This is a genomic window from Stenotrophomonas indicatrix (assembly GCF_050573115.1).
GTDB lineage: Bacteria > Pseudomonadota > Gammaproteobacteria > Xanthomonadales > Xanthomonadaceae > Stenotrophomonas > Stenotrophomonas lactitubi_A.
The window spans coordinates 81,913-94,206 of the sequence record NZ_JBNYZT010000001.1 but is presented as its reverse complement, the minus strand read 5'-3'; the positions used below and the strand labels follow the sequence as shown (position 1 = coordinate 94,206).

Sequence of the window (12,294 nt, the reverse complement as noted above, 5' to 3'; positions counted from 1 at the left end):
CCGCACCAGGGCAGTGGTGACGGTGGTGGTGGTAATGGTGGTGGTGATGGCGACCGGCGCAGTCGATCGGCCCGCGGTAGCGGGGGCGATCAAACGGGCGTTGGCGGCATCAAGGACCATGGCGTACAGAAAACACCGGCGCGATGGCCGCTGTCAAGTGTTGCGGCGCAATATCCCCTTGCCCCGATCATCGGCCAACGTGCCGGCATTTGGTTGCAATTGAGACAAACCGGTGATCGTCGGCTTCAATGCGTCGATTCAGCCGACATGTTCGGTGATCGCGCGTGGCGTGCGGTGCGCATGCGCGCACAACAGCACGCCGCCGACCAGCAGCACGATCGCCAGCAGTTCCAGCAGGCTTGGCCAACGTCGCTGCCAGGCGAAGGCATACAGCAGCGCGAACAGGGTTTCGAACACGATCATCTGCCCGGTCAGGGTCAGCGGCAGCAGGCGACTGGCGCGGTTCCAGAACGCATTGCCAAGGATCGAAGCGACCACCGCAACGCCCGCACTGATGGCCCAGAACCCACCCCACTGCGCGGTCGTATGAGACCCGGCGTGTCCGATGAACGCCATCGGCACCAGCAACAGTGACAAGCCGCCGGTGGTGACGCCGGTCAACAGCGACCAGTCGTGGCTGGAGAGATCAGGCCGCCGCGCCAACCAGCGGCTGTTGCCGATGGAATACAGCGCCCACGAGAACAACGCACCGAACGCGCACAGCAGGCCGATCAGGCGCTGCCGCCAAGGGGTGCCCAGGTGTTCGGACATCAGCGCTTCCCAGCCCACCATCGCCACCCCCAGCACGCACAGGCCCAGCGCCGGCAGTAGCGGCTTCAACGGCACCGCGCCCTGCTCGCGTACTCCCACCAGGGTGACCACTACCGGAATCAGGCCGACAATCAACGAAGCAGCGGCGCCACCGGCCCACTGCACCGCCGTGGCCAACAGCAGGAAGTACACCAGGTTGCCGGCCAGGCTCAGCCACAACAGGCCGATCCATTCGGCGCGGCCGAGCTTCGGCGCCAAGCGCTTCCAGCGCGGCAGCAACAGAGCTACCGCAATCAGGCCATAGACCAGATAGCGACCAGCGGAGAGCTGCAGTGCGTTGAAGGTGTTCAGCACGGCAGGCGCGAGGAAGACCACGCCCCACAGCGCACCGGCGGCAATGCCATTGGCGATGCCCAGAGCAATCGGGTTGTTGCGCATTACAGGTTCTTGGTGGGAGAGCACAGGCCGCGAAGTGTAGGCGACAGAGAGCGCGGCGTATTGACCGAGGCTACTGGCCGCCCGCCCGCCGCCATGCTGCCGGGGTCTGCCCGCATTCGCGGCGCAGCGCACGGGTCAGTGCACTCTGTTCGGAATACCCAGCGGCCAGTGCGATGTCGCTGATCGAAGCCGGGCTGACCCGCAACTGGTGCTTGGCCCAACGCAGGCGGCTGGCACTGAGCCAGGCCTGTGGACTGACGCCGAACTCACACCGGAACACCGCATGCAGACGGCTTTCGCTGATGCCTACGAAGGCGGCCATGCGCGCGACCGACCACCCCTGCCCCGGCATCGCCTCGACGGCAGCGCACAGGCCTTGCAGACGCGCCCCGCTACCCGCCGGGGCGAACATATGCAGCAGGTCCGGCAGCAGCGCCGGCACCGGCTGCCCTGTCTGCACCCGGGCAAGCCGCTGCCTCAGTGACAATGGCAGGTGCAGCCAGCGTTGCCGGCACAGGTGCTCCTGGGTCGCGTCATCAAGCACGCCCGGCCCGCAATCGACAATCACGAAACCGTTGGGCCCATGGGCCAACTGGTCATGCGCCTCGCCGGCAGCCACGAAGGCACCCTGCAACAGGTCAAGACGCCCGCCCCTGCCCTCCATCTCGAACTGCAGCTCACCCTGCAGGGGCAACACCCACTGCGCGTAGTCATGGCGATCCAGGCCGGTGGCCTGACCGTAGTGCCGTAGATGGAAAATGGCGCCCATTCGCCCAGTGTGCGCGCGCCGCTGCCGGGCCGCAATGTTGCGCTAACCCTCCACGCCGAGGAAGGTGAACGGTGCGCTGGGCACGAAATGACCCAGTGCATCGCCGGCGAACGTATTGCGCTGGTCTCGGCCAAGATCGAGCTTGAGCACCTTGCCGCCGAAATCGACCTTGGTCAGGTCGACCCAGAAGGTGTTCGGTGTCAGCGCCGACTCGAAGAAGTACAGGCGCCGCTTGTGGTCGGCGACCGTGCGCCAGCGGGTGGACGAAATGTTGGGCTCGCCCGGCGTGGTGATGCCGAACGGCACCGACACGTTGCGGATCACGCTGAACACACTGGCCAGCGCCTCCACCGGATCTTCCGCTTTCGGAATCGCATTGATGTAGAACGACGCGCGCGCGAAGCGGTCGGCCGAACGGTTGGTGCCTGGCAGCATCACCGTGCCACCGATCTGCTGCCAGTAGCTGTTCAACGCCAACTGCTGGTCGAAGATCGGCGAATTGGTCATCACCTGGTAGCGGCGATCGTGGTGGATCACCTGGCGTCCGCCGATGTACTCGACGATCGCGCTGTCACCGCTGGCATCGGACAGCGACAGATGCAGCGTCGCTTGGCGGTCTTCGCCAGGCACCTTGTCGGTGACGATCGAATACGGCTCGCGCTGCAGGGCGGTCACGGCCTCTTCCACCGTGGCGAAATTGTCCAGCACGTACTGCGCCCACAACGAGATCGACAGGCCGGGCTTGCCGCTGCGCTGAGCCGGGTATTCCGACTCGACCAGCCACAGCAGGTTGGCGACCAGGCCCTTCTCGTTCATGCCATCGGTAGTGGAGATGTCATAGCCGGTGGCCACCACGCTGCCGTAGCGCGCCGTCCACGCGATCGACGCCGGCCCGGCCTTTCCGGTGCGGGCAATGCCACGCGGCAACACGTAGAGATTGGTGGCCACGTCCACTTTCCAGTCCATCGAGCGGGCGGTGATGACATCGCCGTTGTCGCCCAGATACACCGCGCGCGTGCAGGCCATCGCCGGCATCGCCGCCGTCGCCAGTGCCGCCGCCAACAACGCGCTGCCGTTCCACTTCATCCGTGCCATGTCGCGCTCCGTTCCCCGGGAAAAGTGATCTGAACCCTGCACCGGTGAGGCAAACGTGAAACCTCAGCGCAGCCAGCGGTCATGCAGCCAGAAACCAGCCGCCATCGCCGGCACGAACCAGAGGGCTTCGCGCGCGCCTACCGCCAACGCGGCCAGCGCGGGCCCAGGGCAGTAGCCGACCCAGCCCCAGCCGATGCCGAACACTGCCGCTCCCAGCAGCAAGCGCCTGTCGACCACCTGCGCCGTCGGCAGCTGGAAGCGCTCGGCGCAGCATGGGCGTTGCCACCGCCGCAGCCAGAACTGACCCAGTGCACTGACCAGCAGCGCCGACGCCAGTACCCAGGCCAACGTGGGATCGAAGTCGCCGGCCACATCGAGGAAACCCAGCACGCGACGCGGGTCGGTCATGCCGGCCAGCGCGAGGCCGGCGCCGAACAGGCCACCGGCCGCGCCTGCGGCCCACAAGCTGCGGCTCATGACAGGCCTCCGCCGTGGCGCACCAGGAACGTGGTGACCATCGCGCTGGCCATGAATACCAGCACCGCCACCAGTGAACGCCGTGAACCACGAGCGAGGCCACAGACACCGTGGCCGCTGGTGCAGCCATTGCCCAGCCGCGTACCGAAGCCCACCAGCACACCGGCACCGATCAATTGCCAGGCCGGCAGTGCGTCACGCAACAACGCGCGCGGCGACAGTCCTGCGCCCGCCTGCCAACTCAGCACCGCCGCAGCAGCAAACATCAGTCCGAGCAGGAAGGCCCAGCGCCAGCCACGATCTCCGCGTGGCGTGGCCACGGCGCCAGCGGTGATACCGCTGATGCCGGCCACCCGCCCCAGCGTGGCCAGCAACACCACTGCCGATGCACCGATCAGGCCGCCGCCTGCAATTGCCGCCCATGGCAGGTTCATGCCCTGCCCCTCTGCATCGTGCGCATTGGCTTGCCCTTCAATTTAGATTTCTCTAAATTAGACTTTCCTTAACTTCCCGGTCAAGCCATGCCCAGCATCACCACGGACAGTACCGCGATGGCGACGCATGCAGCACAGGCGGCCGCCCTGCTGAAATCGCTGGCACATCCGGCGCGATTGCGCGTGCTGTGTCGTCTGGTGGAAGGCGAAGCACCGGTGCAGGAACTGCTGACCGTCACTGGCCTGAGCGCGTCGGCGCTGTCACAGCATCTGGCTGTGCTGCGCAATCTGGATGTGGTGGCAACGCGACGGCAGGCACAGACACTGCACTATCGGCTGTTGGACGGTCCGGCGCTGGGGGTGCTGCAGGCATTGCACGCGGCGTACTGCGCGCCGCAGCGCTAACAATCAGCCCGCGCTGAGCGCCGGCCGCACGACCTCGGTCAACAGATCCACCGCGGTAAACGATGCACTGTCACCGTTCACCGTGCGGGCGAACCCCGCCCAGTCACCTGCAGAAAGCTGGCGCAGCAGCGCAGCGTCCACCGGCAACACGCGCATCGCCCAGTACGGAAACTGGCGCTGGCCAACCCGGCCGCGCGCCAGCTCGACGATGTCGACATGGCTGCTGGCCTGCAGGATGCGCTCATACACCGAATCGATGCCATCGGGTGGGCCTTCGATGTACTGCAGGAAGCGCTCGCCGTCATTCAGCAGCACGCCGGTCACCCCTGCCAGCTTGTTGAAGCGCGCGGCATCCTCGACCAGCATCTGCAGACGTTCGGCGGACAGATCCGGCTTGGCCTGGCTGACATAGGCGATGGCACGCAGTGGCATGGAGCTTCCTTTGCAAGAGTGGTGCCACGGTAGCAGTTGCGGACGAGTCCGTCTCAGTACACCCGCGCGTTAACTGAAGAATTCAGGAAACGGCCACGCTGCGTCCATCATTGCGACGAGGCAGCAGTGCCTCGAACACCACCTGCCCGGCGTCGTTGCGCGCGCTCAACTGCCCGCCATGGGCGCGCACGAACTGGTCAACGATGTACAGGCCCAGGCCCAAGCCGTTGCTCTGGTGGAAGCTTGCCTTGAACGGTTCGAACAATCGCGGCAGCAACGCTTCATCGACATGGCCTGCGTTGCTTACACGCAGCGCGACAACGCCTGCATCGCCACCATCGACCTGCACCTGCACCGCCGCCTCAGCGCCATGGGTAAGTGCGTTGCCGACCAGATTGGCGATCACCTGCCCCAGGCGATCCATGTCGCCCTGCAGGGTCGCATCACCCCGGACGTCCAGCGCGATGCGATCAGCTCGATGACCGGCACCGGCCTCCACCAGCACCGCACGCGTCACCTCGGCCAGGTCGCAGGCACCGGTCTGCAGACGCAGGCCACCACTGCGGATCCGCGAGAAGTCCAGCAACTGCTCGACCATGCGCGCCATCCGCAGCGTGCTGGCTTCCAGGTAAGTCAGCGTCTGCTGCGCACCGGCACTATCGGCCGGCAGCTCCAGCGACAGCTTGTCGGCACACAGCAGGATCGCCGACAACGGCGTGCGCAGGTCGTGGGTCAGCACCGCGGCCATGGTTTCGTTGAGCTTCAGCGCGCGCTCCAGCGCCTCGTTGCGCGCCTTCAGCAGCTGTCGCTGCTGGTAAAGCTCGATAAACACGTTGACCTTGCTGAGGATCACCGGCGGCGCCACCGGCTTGTGCAGGAAATCCACCGCGCCGGTCTCGTAACCCTTGAAGACCCGGTGTGGATCGTCCGGCGAGGCGGTCAGGAAGATGATCGGCACATCGCGGCTGCGCTGCGAGCCGCGCATCAGCTCGGCCAGCATGAAGCCGTCGATCTCCGGCATGTGCACATCCAGCAGCGCCAGCGCCACCTCATGCTCCAGCAGCAGTTCCAGCGCCTGCGCGCCGGAATCGGCCAGCAGCAGGTTGACGCCCTCGCGTCGCAGCAGCGCCTCCATGGCCACCAGGTTCTGCGGTACGTCGTCGACGATCAGCAGGTTGACCGGGGCCTGCGACTGGGCAGGGTCCGGCGGCAGCAGGTTCATGCAAACAACTCCTTCAGGCGACGACACATCAATTCAAGGGGCAGCACGGCATCGGCGCCGGCACGCTGCAGGGCGGAGGCCGGCATCATCGATGCCTCGGCCTCCTCGGGGCATTGCAGCCAAGCTTGGCCACCGGCGGCGCGCACCGCGGCCACGCCGTCACTGCCATCGCTGCTGGCACCGGTCAGCAGGATCGCCAGCACGCGCGTGCCGAACACGGCTGCGGCAGATTCGAACAGCGGATCGATGGCCGGCCGCGAGAACAGCACCGGATCGTCCATCGACAGTGCGATGGCCTGCGTGTCCTCCACCAACAGGTGGTAATCGGGCGGCGCGAACGTCACCGTTCCCGCCTGCAGGGGCTGCTTGTCCTCCGCTTCGCGCACGGTCAGCGCGCAATACGGTGCCAACACATCGGCGATGCGACTGGAACGGTCGCGCGGCAGATGCAGCACCACCAGTACCGGCACAGGCAGGGTGGCCGGCAACGCGCCAAGCACGATCTGCAGGGCGGCCACGCCACCGGCCGATGCACCGATCACCACCACTTCAGGGCGGGACATCGCCACCATCAGGCCACCTTCCGGTACAGGCGGTGCTCCCGCGAACAGGCTTCGAACGCATCGTGATGGCGACCGAACTGCAGCGACTCCTTGCTGCCCAGGCCGAGGAAACCGCGATGCACCAATGCTTCGCGGAACAACCCCACCGCCCGATCCTGCAGGTCGCGGTTGAAATAGATCAGCACATTGCGGCAGGACACCAGGTGCACTTCCGAAAACACCGTGTCGGTGGCCAGGCTGTGGTCGGCGAACACCACGTTGCGGCGCAGCTGGCGGTCGAAGACCGCCCCGTCGTAGGCGGTGGTGTAATAGTCCGACAGTGAACCGGTGCCGCCAGCGGCAAGGTAATTCCGGCTGAACTGGGCCAGGCGGTCGATGCTGTAGGCGCCGGCCTCGGCCGTGGCCAGTGCCGCAGGATTGATATCGGTGGCGTAGACGATGCTGCGCTCAAGCAGGCCTTCCTCATGCAGCAGGATTGCCAGCGACCACACTTCCTCGCCGGTACTGCAGCCGGCCACCCACAGCTTCACCGAGGGGTAGGTGCGCAGCACCGGCACCACCTGTTCGCGCATCTGCCGGAAATACTCCGGGTCACGGAACATCTCCGAGACCTGCACGGTGAAGAACTGCATGGCCTGGGCGAACAGCTCCGGCTCGTGCAGCAGCCGATGCTGCAGGTCCGACAGGCGCTCGCATTCGTAGCGCTGCATGGCCTGGCTGACGCGACGGCGCAGCGAGGACACCGCGTAACTGCGGAAGTCGTAGTGGTAGCGCTGGTACAGCGCTTCCAGCAGTACCTTCAGCTCCAGGTCGAACAGCGCCTGCTCGTTCATTGCCGCGAGCACCAGACCCGGCACAGCGATACCAGCTTGTCGACGTCGATGGGCTTGGCGATGTAATCGTTGGCACCGGCCTGCAGGCAGCGCTCACGGTCATCGGGCATGGCCTTGGCGGTCAGCGCGATGATCGGCAGGTCCTGCAGGTGGCGCTGCGCGCGGATCTCGCGCATCGCCTGCAGGCCATCCTTCTCCGGCATCATGATGTCCATCAGCACCAGGTCCACTTCACGCTGGGCAAGGCGATCAACGGCCTCCTGGCCATTGCGGGCGATCTCCAGCGTCACCCCCAGCGGCTCCAGCACGCTGGACAGCGCAAAGATGTTGCGCACATCGTCCTCGGCCAGCAGTACGGTACGTCCGTCGAGCACGGTATCGCGGCGGCGCGCTTCGCGCAGCAGGCGCTGCTGGTCGCTGGGCAGGTTGGCCTCCACGCTGTGCAGGAACAGCGTCACCTCGTCGAGCAGGCGCTCGGGCGAACGCGCGCCCTTGATGATGATGCTCTTGGAGTAGCGGCGCAGGCGCTGCTCTTCTGCGCGGCTGAGGGCACGGCCGGTGTAGACGATGACCGGCGGGAAGCCGACGTCATCATTGCCCGCCATGTGCTCAAGCAGGTCGTAGCCACTGCCGTCGGGCAGCGACAGGTCCATCACCATGCAGTCGAAGGTGACCGTGCTCAGCTGTTCCACCGCTGCCGCCAGCGTGCCGACAGCAGCGATCTGCAGCTGGTCGCGGCCCAGCAGCAGTTCCAGGTTGCGGCGCAGGTCGTTGTCGTCCTCCACGATCAGCAGGCGACGCACGTCGCGCTGGCTGGTCTGTTCAAGCTGTTCGATGGCAGCCACCAGCCGCTCGCGCGTGGTCGGCTTGATCGCGAAACCAATCGCGCCCAGCTCGCGCGCCACCTGGCTGCGGTCCATGCCCGAGACCACGTGCACCGGAATGTGCCGGGTGTCAGGGTTGCGCTTGAGTCGTTCAAGCACGGTCAGGCCGGAGACGTCCGGCAGGCCGATGTCCAGCAGGATGCCGTTGGGACGCAGGTCTGCCGCCAGCGCCAGCGCCTCTTCCGCCGTGGTAGCCACCACGCAGTCGAAATCGAGTTCGTGGGCCAGCGTCACCAGCGCTTCGGCGAAGACCGCATCATCTTCCACGGCCAGGATCAACCGCCCTGCGTGGTGGCGGCGGCCACGGTCATCGGCCACCGTGGCGACCGGCGCGACCGGGGCAGCACTGAACCGCTGGGCAAGAGGTGCAGGTGCCGTCGTCGCGGCGGAAGCCCGCTGTACGGGCACGGCCATCGCAGCGTCTGCGGCGGCCTCAGCCGTCGGCGCGCCCTGCAGCGGCAGCTCCAGAATGAAGCAGCTGCCACGGCCCGGCTCGCTGTCCACCTGGATGTCACCGCCCATGCGCACCGCCAGGTCGCGCGAAATCGACAGGCCCAAGCCGGTACCACCGTAACGACGACGGGTACTGCCATCGGCCTGACGGAACGCTTCGAATATCAACTGCAGCTGGTCGCGCGCGATGCCGATGCCGCTGTCGGAGACCTCGAAGCGGATGCGGCCGTTGCCGCCGTTGCGCACCTGCAGGCTGACCTTGCCGTGCTCGGTGAACTTGACCGCGTTGGCCAACAGGTTCTTCAGGATCTGCTGCAGGCGCTGATTGTCGGTCACCAGCTGACTGGGGGCCAGGCCATCGGCCTCGATCTGCAGCACCAGGCCCTTCTGCCGGGCCATCGGCTCGAAGGTTTCACGCAGCCGCTGCAGCACGCTGTCGACCACCACCACTTCATCGGCCAGTTCGACGTGTCCTGCTTCGATGCGCGACAGATCGAGGATGTCGTTGATCAGCGCCAGCAGGTCGTTGTTGGAGGACAGGATGGCGCGGGCGTACTTGACCTGCTCATCGCTGAGCGTGCCGTCCTTGTTGTCGGCCAGCAGCTTGGCAAGGATCAGCGAACTGTTCAACGGTGTGCGCAGCTCGTGCGACATGTTGGCCAGGAACTCGGACTTGTAGCGCGAGGTGGCGGCCAGTTCGTTGCTGTTGCGCACCAGCTGGCCCTGCGCGACCAGCAGCGCCTGCTTCTGCGCCTCCAGCTCGTGGGTGCGCTCTTCCAGCTGCACATTGCTCTGCTCAAGCTCGGCCTGCTGCTGTTCCAGATGGCTCTGCGACTGCATCAGGCTGCGGCTCTGCTCTTCCAGCTCTTCGTTGGCAACACGCAGTTCTTCCTGCTGTGCCTGCAGTTCTTCGCCCTGGCGCTGCGACTCCTCCAGCAGCACCATCAGCTGCCCGCGCAGCAACGAGGTGCGCAGTGCCATGCCGATCGTTTCGGCGCAGCGCTGCAGCAGTTCGTCATCCAGTGCACGCTGCTCACCGGCGACCGCGCGGCCGAGCTCGATCACACCGACCACGGCGCCGTCACTGCTGACCGGGGCGAGGATGCGCTCGCGCACAGGCACACGTCCCAGGCTGGTCTGCAGTTCCAGCGGCGCCGCGTCACCACCCTGCAGGTGCCGCGCCAGCTGGTCGCGGGCCACCTGCCCTGCCACCCCTTCCTGCAGGCCCAGTGTCGCCGGGATGCCAGCCGGCAATGCCAGTCCACCGGTCAGCTGCAGGCGGCCGCCCTCAAGCCGATAAAGCGCTCCGACGTCCGCACGCAGATGGGTTGCCAGTGCCGTCACCGCCGCCTCGGCGATCTGTTCCGGCGCCAGCTCGCCGCGCAGGCCCAGCGACACGGCATTTTCCGCCTCCTGCAGCCACAGCGCGCGCATGGCCTCCCGGCGCGCCTGGATGGCACGCGATGCGATCAGCGCGATCATCAGGAAGGCGGCGCCACCGATGCTCCGGTTGACGAACGAGAAGGATGAATTGGTACTGGCCGGCGCCACGTTGTAGCCCACCGCCAGCAGCACGCAGGCGCTGACGGCCACCACAAACGGCACCCGGGCACTGCGCTGGAACACGGTGACGCCGATGGCCATGAAATAGGCCAGCCATACGGCGTAGCCCAGCGGCACCACCAGTTCCGCCGCGGCCGTGGCCGCCACCAGTACCGCCGACGCCATCCAGATCCAGCGGTCTCGCGTAGTCGCACCAGGACGCATGCAGGTCGGTTCCACATTGGAAAAGGGGGCTGATGTTACTCCGTGTCGCATTCAGCCGCATACGACCTATGGCACGGGCGTTGCGTGCACATCTTCTTCACACTCCACTGCCTACGTTCTCGTGCCTCACACAGGTAATACGCATTTCATCGTGGTCGCTGCCGCTTCGACGCCGTCCGTGCTGACGGACCCTTCCCGACAGCTGCGACTGCTGATCGACAGCGTGCGCGACCATGCGCTGTACCTGCTCGGCCCTGATGGCATCGTCTGCAGCTGGAACCCCGGCGCGGAGCGCATCAAGGGCTATCGGTCGGAAGAAGTCATCGGCACCCATTTCGGACGCTTCTACCTGCCGGCCGATCGTGATGCCGGCGAGCCACAGCACCTGCTGCGACTGGCGGCGGAAAGCGGGCACCACGCCGCCGAAGGTTGGCGGGTGCGCCGCGACGGTTCTCCGTTCCGTGCCAGCGTGGTCATCGAGTCGGTGCTCGAGAACGGCGAACTGGTGGGCTTCGTCAAGATCACCCGCGACATCACTGAACAGTGGCAGGCACAACGGCTCCTGCGCGATGCCCAGCGGGCGCTGCGCCAGACCCAGCAGTTCGAGACGGTCGGCCAGCTCAGCCGCGGCCTGGCCCATGAGTTCAACAACCTGCTGACCACCATCGTCAATGCGCTGGACCTCCTGTCCGCGCGCATGGGGGATGATGAGCGCGCCAACACCCTGCTCACCACTGCGCAGGCAGCCAGCGATCGGGGCGCACTGCTGACCCGGCAGCTGCTGGCCTTCAGCACCGGGCAGACATTGATCCGTGAAACGCTGGACATCAATGCGCGGATCAGCGACTGGTTGCCCGCCCTGCAGGCCACCTGCCCTGCCGGCGTCACCCTGGAAACCGCGCTGGCTGCCGGCCTGCCTGCGATACTCAGCGACACCGTGCAGCTGCAGACAGCGCTTGCCAATCTGGTCGGCAACGCCGCGGATGCCACCGTTGGAGGCGGCCGGGTAGTGATCGCCACCGCGCTGGAACACCGTATGGACCCCGACGCCGACACATCCCGGCAACGGACCTATGTGACGTTGAGCGTCTGCGATGAGGGCCATGGCATGGCCCCGGACATCGCCGAGCGCGCGACCGAACCCTTCTTCACCACCAAGGACATCGGCAAGGGCAGCGGTCTGGGCCTGAGCCAGGTGTTCGGATTCACCACCCAGAGTGGCGGTTTCGTTGATGTGTCCACCACGCCCGGTGTCGGCACCACGGTCAGCCTGCTGCTCCCTGCTACCGAGGACCCCGCACATGACCGATGATCCGATCCGCGTATTGATGGTGGAGGACCAGACCGATCTGCGCGAGATGATCGGGCTGGCCCTGCGCGACTTCGGCATCGACGTGGCGACCACGGCGGATGCGCAGGAAGCAGTCGCCCTGCTGCAGGGTGGCACGCGCTTTGATGTGGTGTTCAGTGACATCAGCATGCCCAACGGCATGTCCGGCATCGAGCTGAGCGAGCATGTGGCGCGGGACCAGCCGCAGGCGCGGATGATTCTGTCTTCCGGCTACGCGCGCTCGCAGTTGCCGCCGCTGCCCGAGCAGGTGGAGTTCCTGCCCAAGCCCTATCGGTTGAGGCAGCTGGTGGAGCTGCTCAAGCAGGAGTGAGCGGTTGCTGCCTTGCCAGGCATGGCCTGGCACTACTGGGTAGCGACCGTGACTGCTCTGCCAGGCATGGCCTGGCACTACTGGTAGCGA

Annotated in this window: 13 protein-coding genes; 3 read left to right on the top strand and 10 right to left on the bottom strand. The window is 66.2% G+C overall.

Annotation, left to right across the window (positions count from 1 at the left end; genetic code table 11):
* Positions 1-258 precede the first annotated feature (258 nt).
* The 5 genes from ACQ5SA_RS00470 to ACQ5SA_RS00450 all read right to left on the bottom strand — a co-directional run bounded on the left by ACQ5SA_RS00470 (position 259) and on the right by ACQ5SA_RS00450 (position 3,984).
* A complete protein-coding gene (locus ACQ5SA_RS00470) occupies positions 259-1,209 on the bottom strand; it encodes a DMT family transporter (RefSeq protein ID WP_499312013.1) in 951 nt (316 codons plus the stop codon).
* Positions 1,210-1,279: 70 nt separating this feature from the next.
* Positions 1,280-1,978 (bottom strand): helix-turn-helix domain-containing protein, encoded by a 699-nt coding sequence (locus tag ACQ5SA_RS00465; RefSeq protein ID WP_499312011.1) that lies wholly within the window; start codon positions 1,976-1,978, stop codon positions 1,280-1,282.
* Between the two features lie 42 nt (positions 1,979-2,020).
* Positions 2,021-3,073, bottom strand: a complete 1,053-nt coding sequence (locus ACQ5SA_RS00460; protein ID WP_499312009.1) for a linear amide C-N hydrolase — start codon at positions 3,071-3,073, stop codon at positions 2,021-2,023.
* 63 nt (positions 3,074-3,136) lie between these two features.
* Positions 3,137-3,550, bottom strand: coding sequence for a DUF6691 family protein (locus ACQ5SA_RS00455; RefSeq protein WP_499312007.1), 414 nt, complete (start codon positions 3,548-3,550; stop codon positions 3,137-3,139).
* Entirely contained in the window at positions 3,547-3,984 is a 438-nt protein-coding gene (locus tag ACQ5SA_RS00450; protein WP_499312005.1) for a YeeE/YedE family protein, read from the bottom strand. The genes ACQ5SA_RS00455 and ACQ5SA_RS00450 overlap by 4 nt, the downstream gene beginning before the upstream one ends.
* An 87-nt stretch (positions 3,985-4,071) precedes the next feature.
* On the opposite strand from ACQ5SA_RS00450, the gene ACQ5SA_RS00445 reads away from it, so the two are divergent.
* Positions 4,072-4,389 (top strand): ArsR/SmtB family transcription factor, encoded by a 318-nt coding sequence (locus ACQ5SA_RS00445; protein WP_499312003.1) that lies wholly within the window; start codon positions 4,072-4,074, stop codon positions 4,387-4,389.
* Between the two features lie 3 nt (positions 4,390-4,392).
* Here the strand turns inward: ACQ5SA_RS00445 and ACQ5SA_RS00440 are convergent, their stop codons facing one another.
* The 5 genes from ACQ5SA_RS00440 to ACQ5SA_RS00420 all read right to left on the bottom strand — a co-directional run bounded on the left by ACQ5SA_RS00440 (position 4,393) and on the right by ACQ5SA_RS00420 (position 10,543).
* Positions 4,393-4,821, bottom strand: a complete 429-nt coding sequence (locus ACQ5SA_RS00440) for a BLUF domain-containing protein (protein ID WP_499312002.1) — start codon at positions 4,819-4,821, stop codon at positions 4,393-4,395.
* An 82-nt stretch (positions 4,822-4,903) separates the two neighbouring features.
* Positions 4,904-6,043 carry a hybrid sensor histidine kinase/response regulator gene (locus ACQ5SA_RS00435; protein ID WP_499312000.1) on the bottom strand — a complete coding sequence of 380 codons (1,140 nt, stop codon included), beginning with the start codon at positions 6,041-6,043 and terminating at the stop codon, positions 4,904-4,906.
* A complete protein-coding gene (locus ACQ5SA_RS00430; RefSeq protein WP_499311998.1) occupies positions 6,040-6,615 on the bottom strand; it encodes a chemotaxis protein CheB in 576 nt (191 codons plus the stop codon). Before ACQ5SA_RS00430 ends, ACQ5SA_RS00435 begins: the two co-directional genes overlap by 4 nt.
* On the bottom strand, positions 6,615-7,439 hold the full coding sequence (locus ACQ5SA_RS00425; RefSeq protein ID WP_230111786.1) for a CheR family methyltransferase: 825 nt from the start codon (positions 7,437-7,439) through the stop codon (positions 6,615-6,617). The genes ACQ5SA_RS00430 and ACQ5SA_RS00425 overlap by 1 nt, the downstream gene beginning before the upstream one ends.
* The gene (locus ACQ5SA_RS00420; protein WP_499311996.1) at positions 7,436-10,543 is read right to left on the bottom strand and encodes a response regulator; all 3,108 of its coding nucleotides are present in this window, start codon (positions 10,541-10,543) and stop codon (positions 7,436-7,438) included. The genes ACQ5SA_RS00425 and ACQ5SA_RS00420 overlap by 4 nt, the downstream gene beginning before the upstream one ends.
* 151 nt (positions 10,544-10,694) lie before the next feature.
* Between ACQ5SA_RS00420 and ACQ5SA_RS00415 the strand changes: the two genes are divergently transcribed.
* Positions 10,695-11,855, top strand: a complete 1,161-nt coding sequence (locus ACQ5SA_RS00415; RefSeq protein WP_499311995.1) for a two-component system sensor histidine kinase NtrB — start codon at positions 10,695-10,697, stop codon at positions 11,853-11,855.
* Positions 11,845-12,204, top strand: a complete 360-nt coding sequence (locus ACQ5SA_RS00410; protein WP_353099819.1) for a response regulator — start codon at positions 11,845-11,847, stop codon at positions 12,202-12,204. The genes ACQ5SA_RS00415 and ACQ5SA_RS00410 overlap by 11 nt, the downstream gene beginning before the upstream one ends.
* The last annotated feature ends 90 nt before the right edge of the window (positions 12,205-12,294 follow it).

Excerpts from the sequence above, each read along its gene's own strand:
- ACQ5SA_RS00470 (WP_499312013.1), bottom strand. The coding sequence starts at position 1,209 with ATGCGCAACAACCCGATTGCTCTGGGCATCGCCAATGGCATTGCCGCC.
- ACQ5SA_RS00465 (WP_499312011.1), bottom strand. The coding sequence starts at position 1,978 with ATGGGCGCCATTTTCCATCTACGGCACTACGGTCAGGCCACCGGCCTG.
- ACQ5SA_RS00460 (WP_499312009.1), bottom strand. The coding sequence starts at position 3,073 with ATGGCACGGATGAAGTGGAACGGCAGCGCGTTGTTGGCGGCGGCACTG.
- ACQ5SA_RS00455 (WP_499312007.1), bottom strand. The coding sequence starts at position 3,550 with ATGAGCCGCAGCTTGTGGGCCGCAGGCGCGGCCGGTGGCCTGTTCGGC.
- ACQ5SA_RS00450 (WP_499312005.1), bottom strand. The coding sequence starts at position 3,984 with ATGAACCTGCCATGGGCGGCAATTGCAGGCGGCGGCCTGATCGGTGCA.
- ACQ5SA_RS00445 (WP_499312003.1), top strand. The coding sequence starts at position 4,072 with ATGCCCAGCATCACCACGGACAGTACCGCGATGGCGACGCATGCAGCA.
- ACQ5SA_RS00440 (WP_499312002.1), bottom strand. The coding sequence starts at position 4,821 with ATGCCACTGCGTGCCATCGCCTATGTCAGCCAGGCCAAGCCGGATCTG.
- ACQ5SA_RS00435 (WP_499312000.1), bottom strand. The coding sequence starts at position 6,043 with ATGAACCTGCTGCCGCCGGACCCTGCCCAGTCGCAGGCCCCGGTCAAC.
- ACQ5SA_RS00430 (WP_499311998.1), bottom strand. The coding sequence starts at position 6,615 with ATGGTGGCGATGTCCCGCCCTGAAGTGGTGGTGATCGGTGCATCGGCC.
- ACQ5SA_RS00425 (WP_230111786.1), bottom strand. The coding sequence starts at position 7,439 with ATGAACGAGCAGGCGCTGTTCGACCTGGAGCTGAAGGTACTGCTGGAA.
- ACQ5SA_RS00420 (WP_499311996.1), bottom strand. The coding sequence starts at position 10,543 with ATGCGTCCTGGTGCGACTACGCGAGACCGCTGGATCTGGATGGCGTCG.
- ACQ5SA_RS00410 (WP_353099819.1), top strand. The coding sequence starts at position 11,845 with ATGACCGATGATCCGATCCGCGTATTGATGGTGGAGGACCAGACCGAT.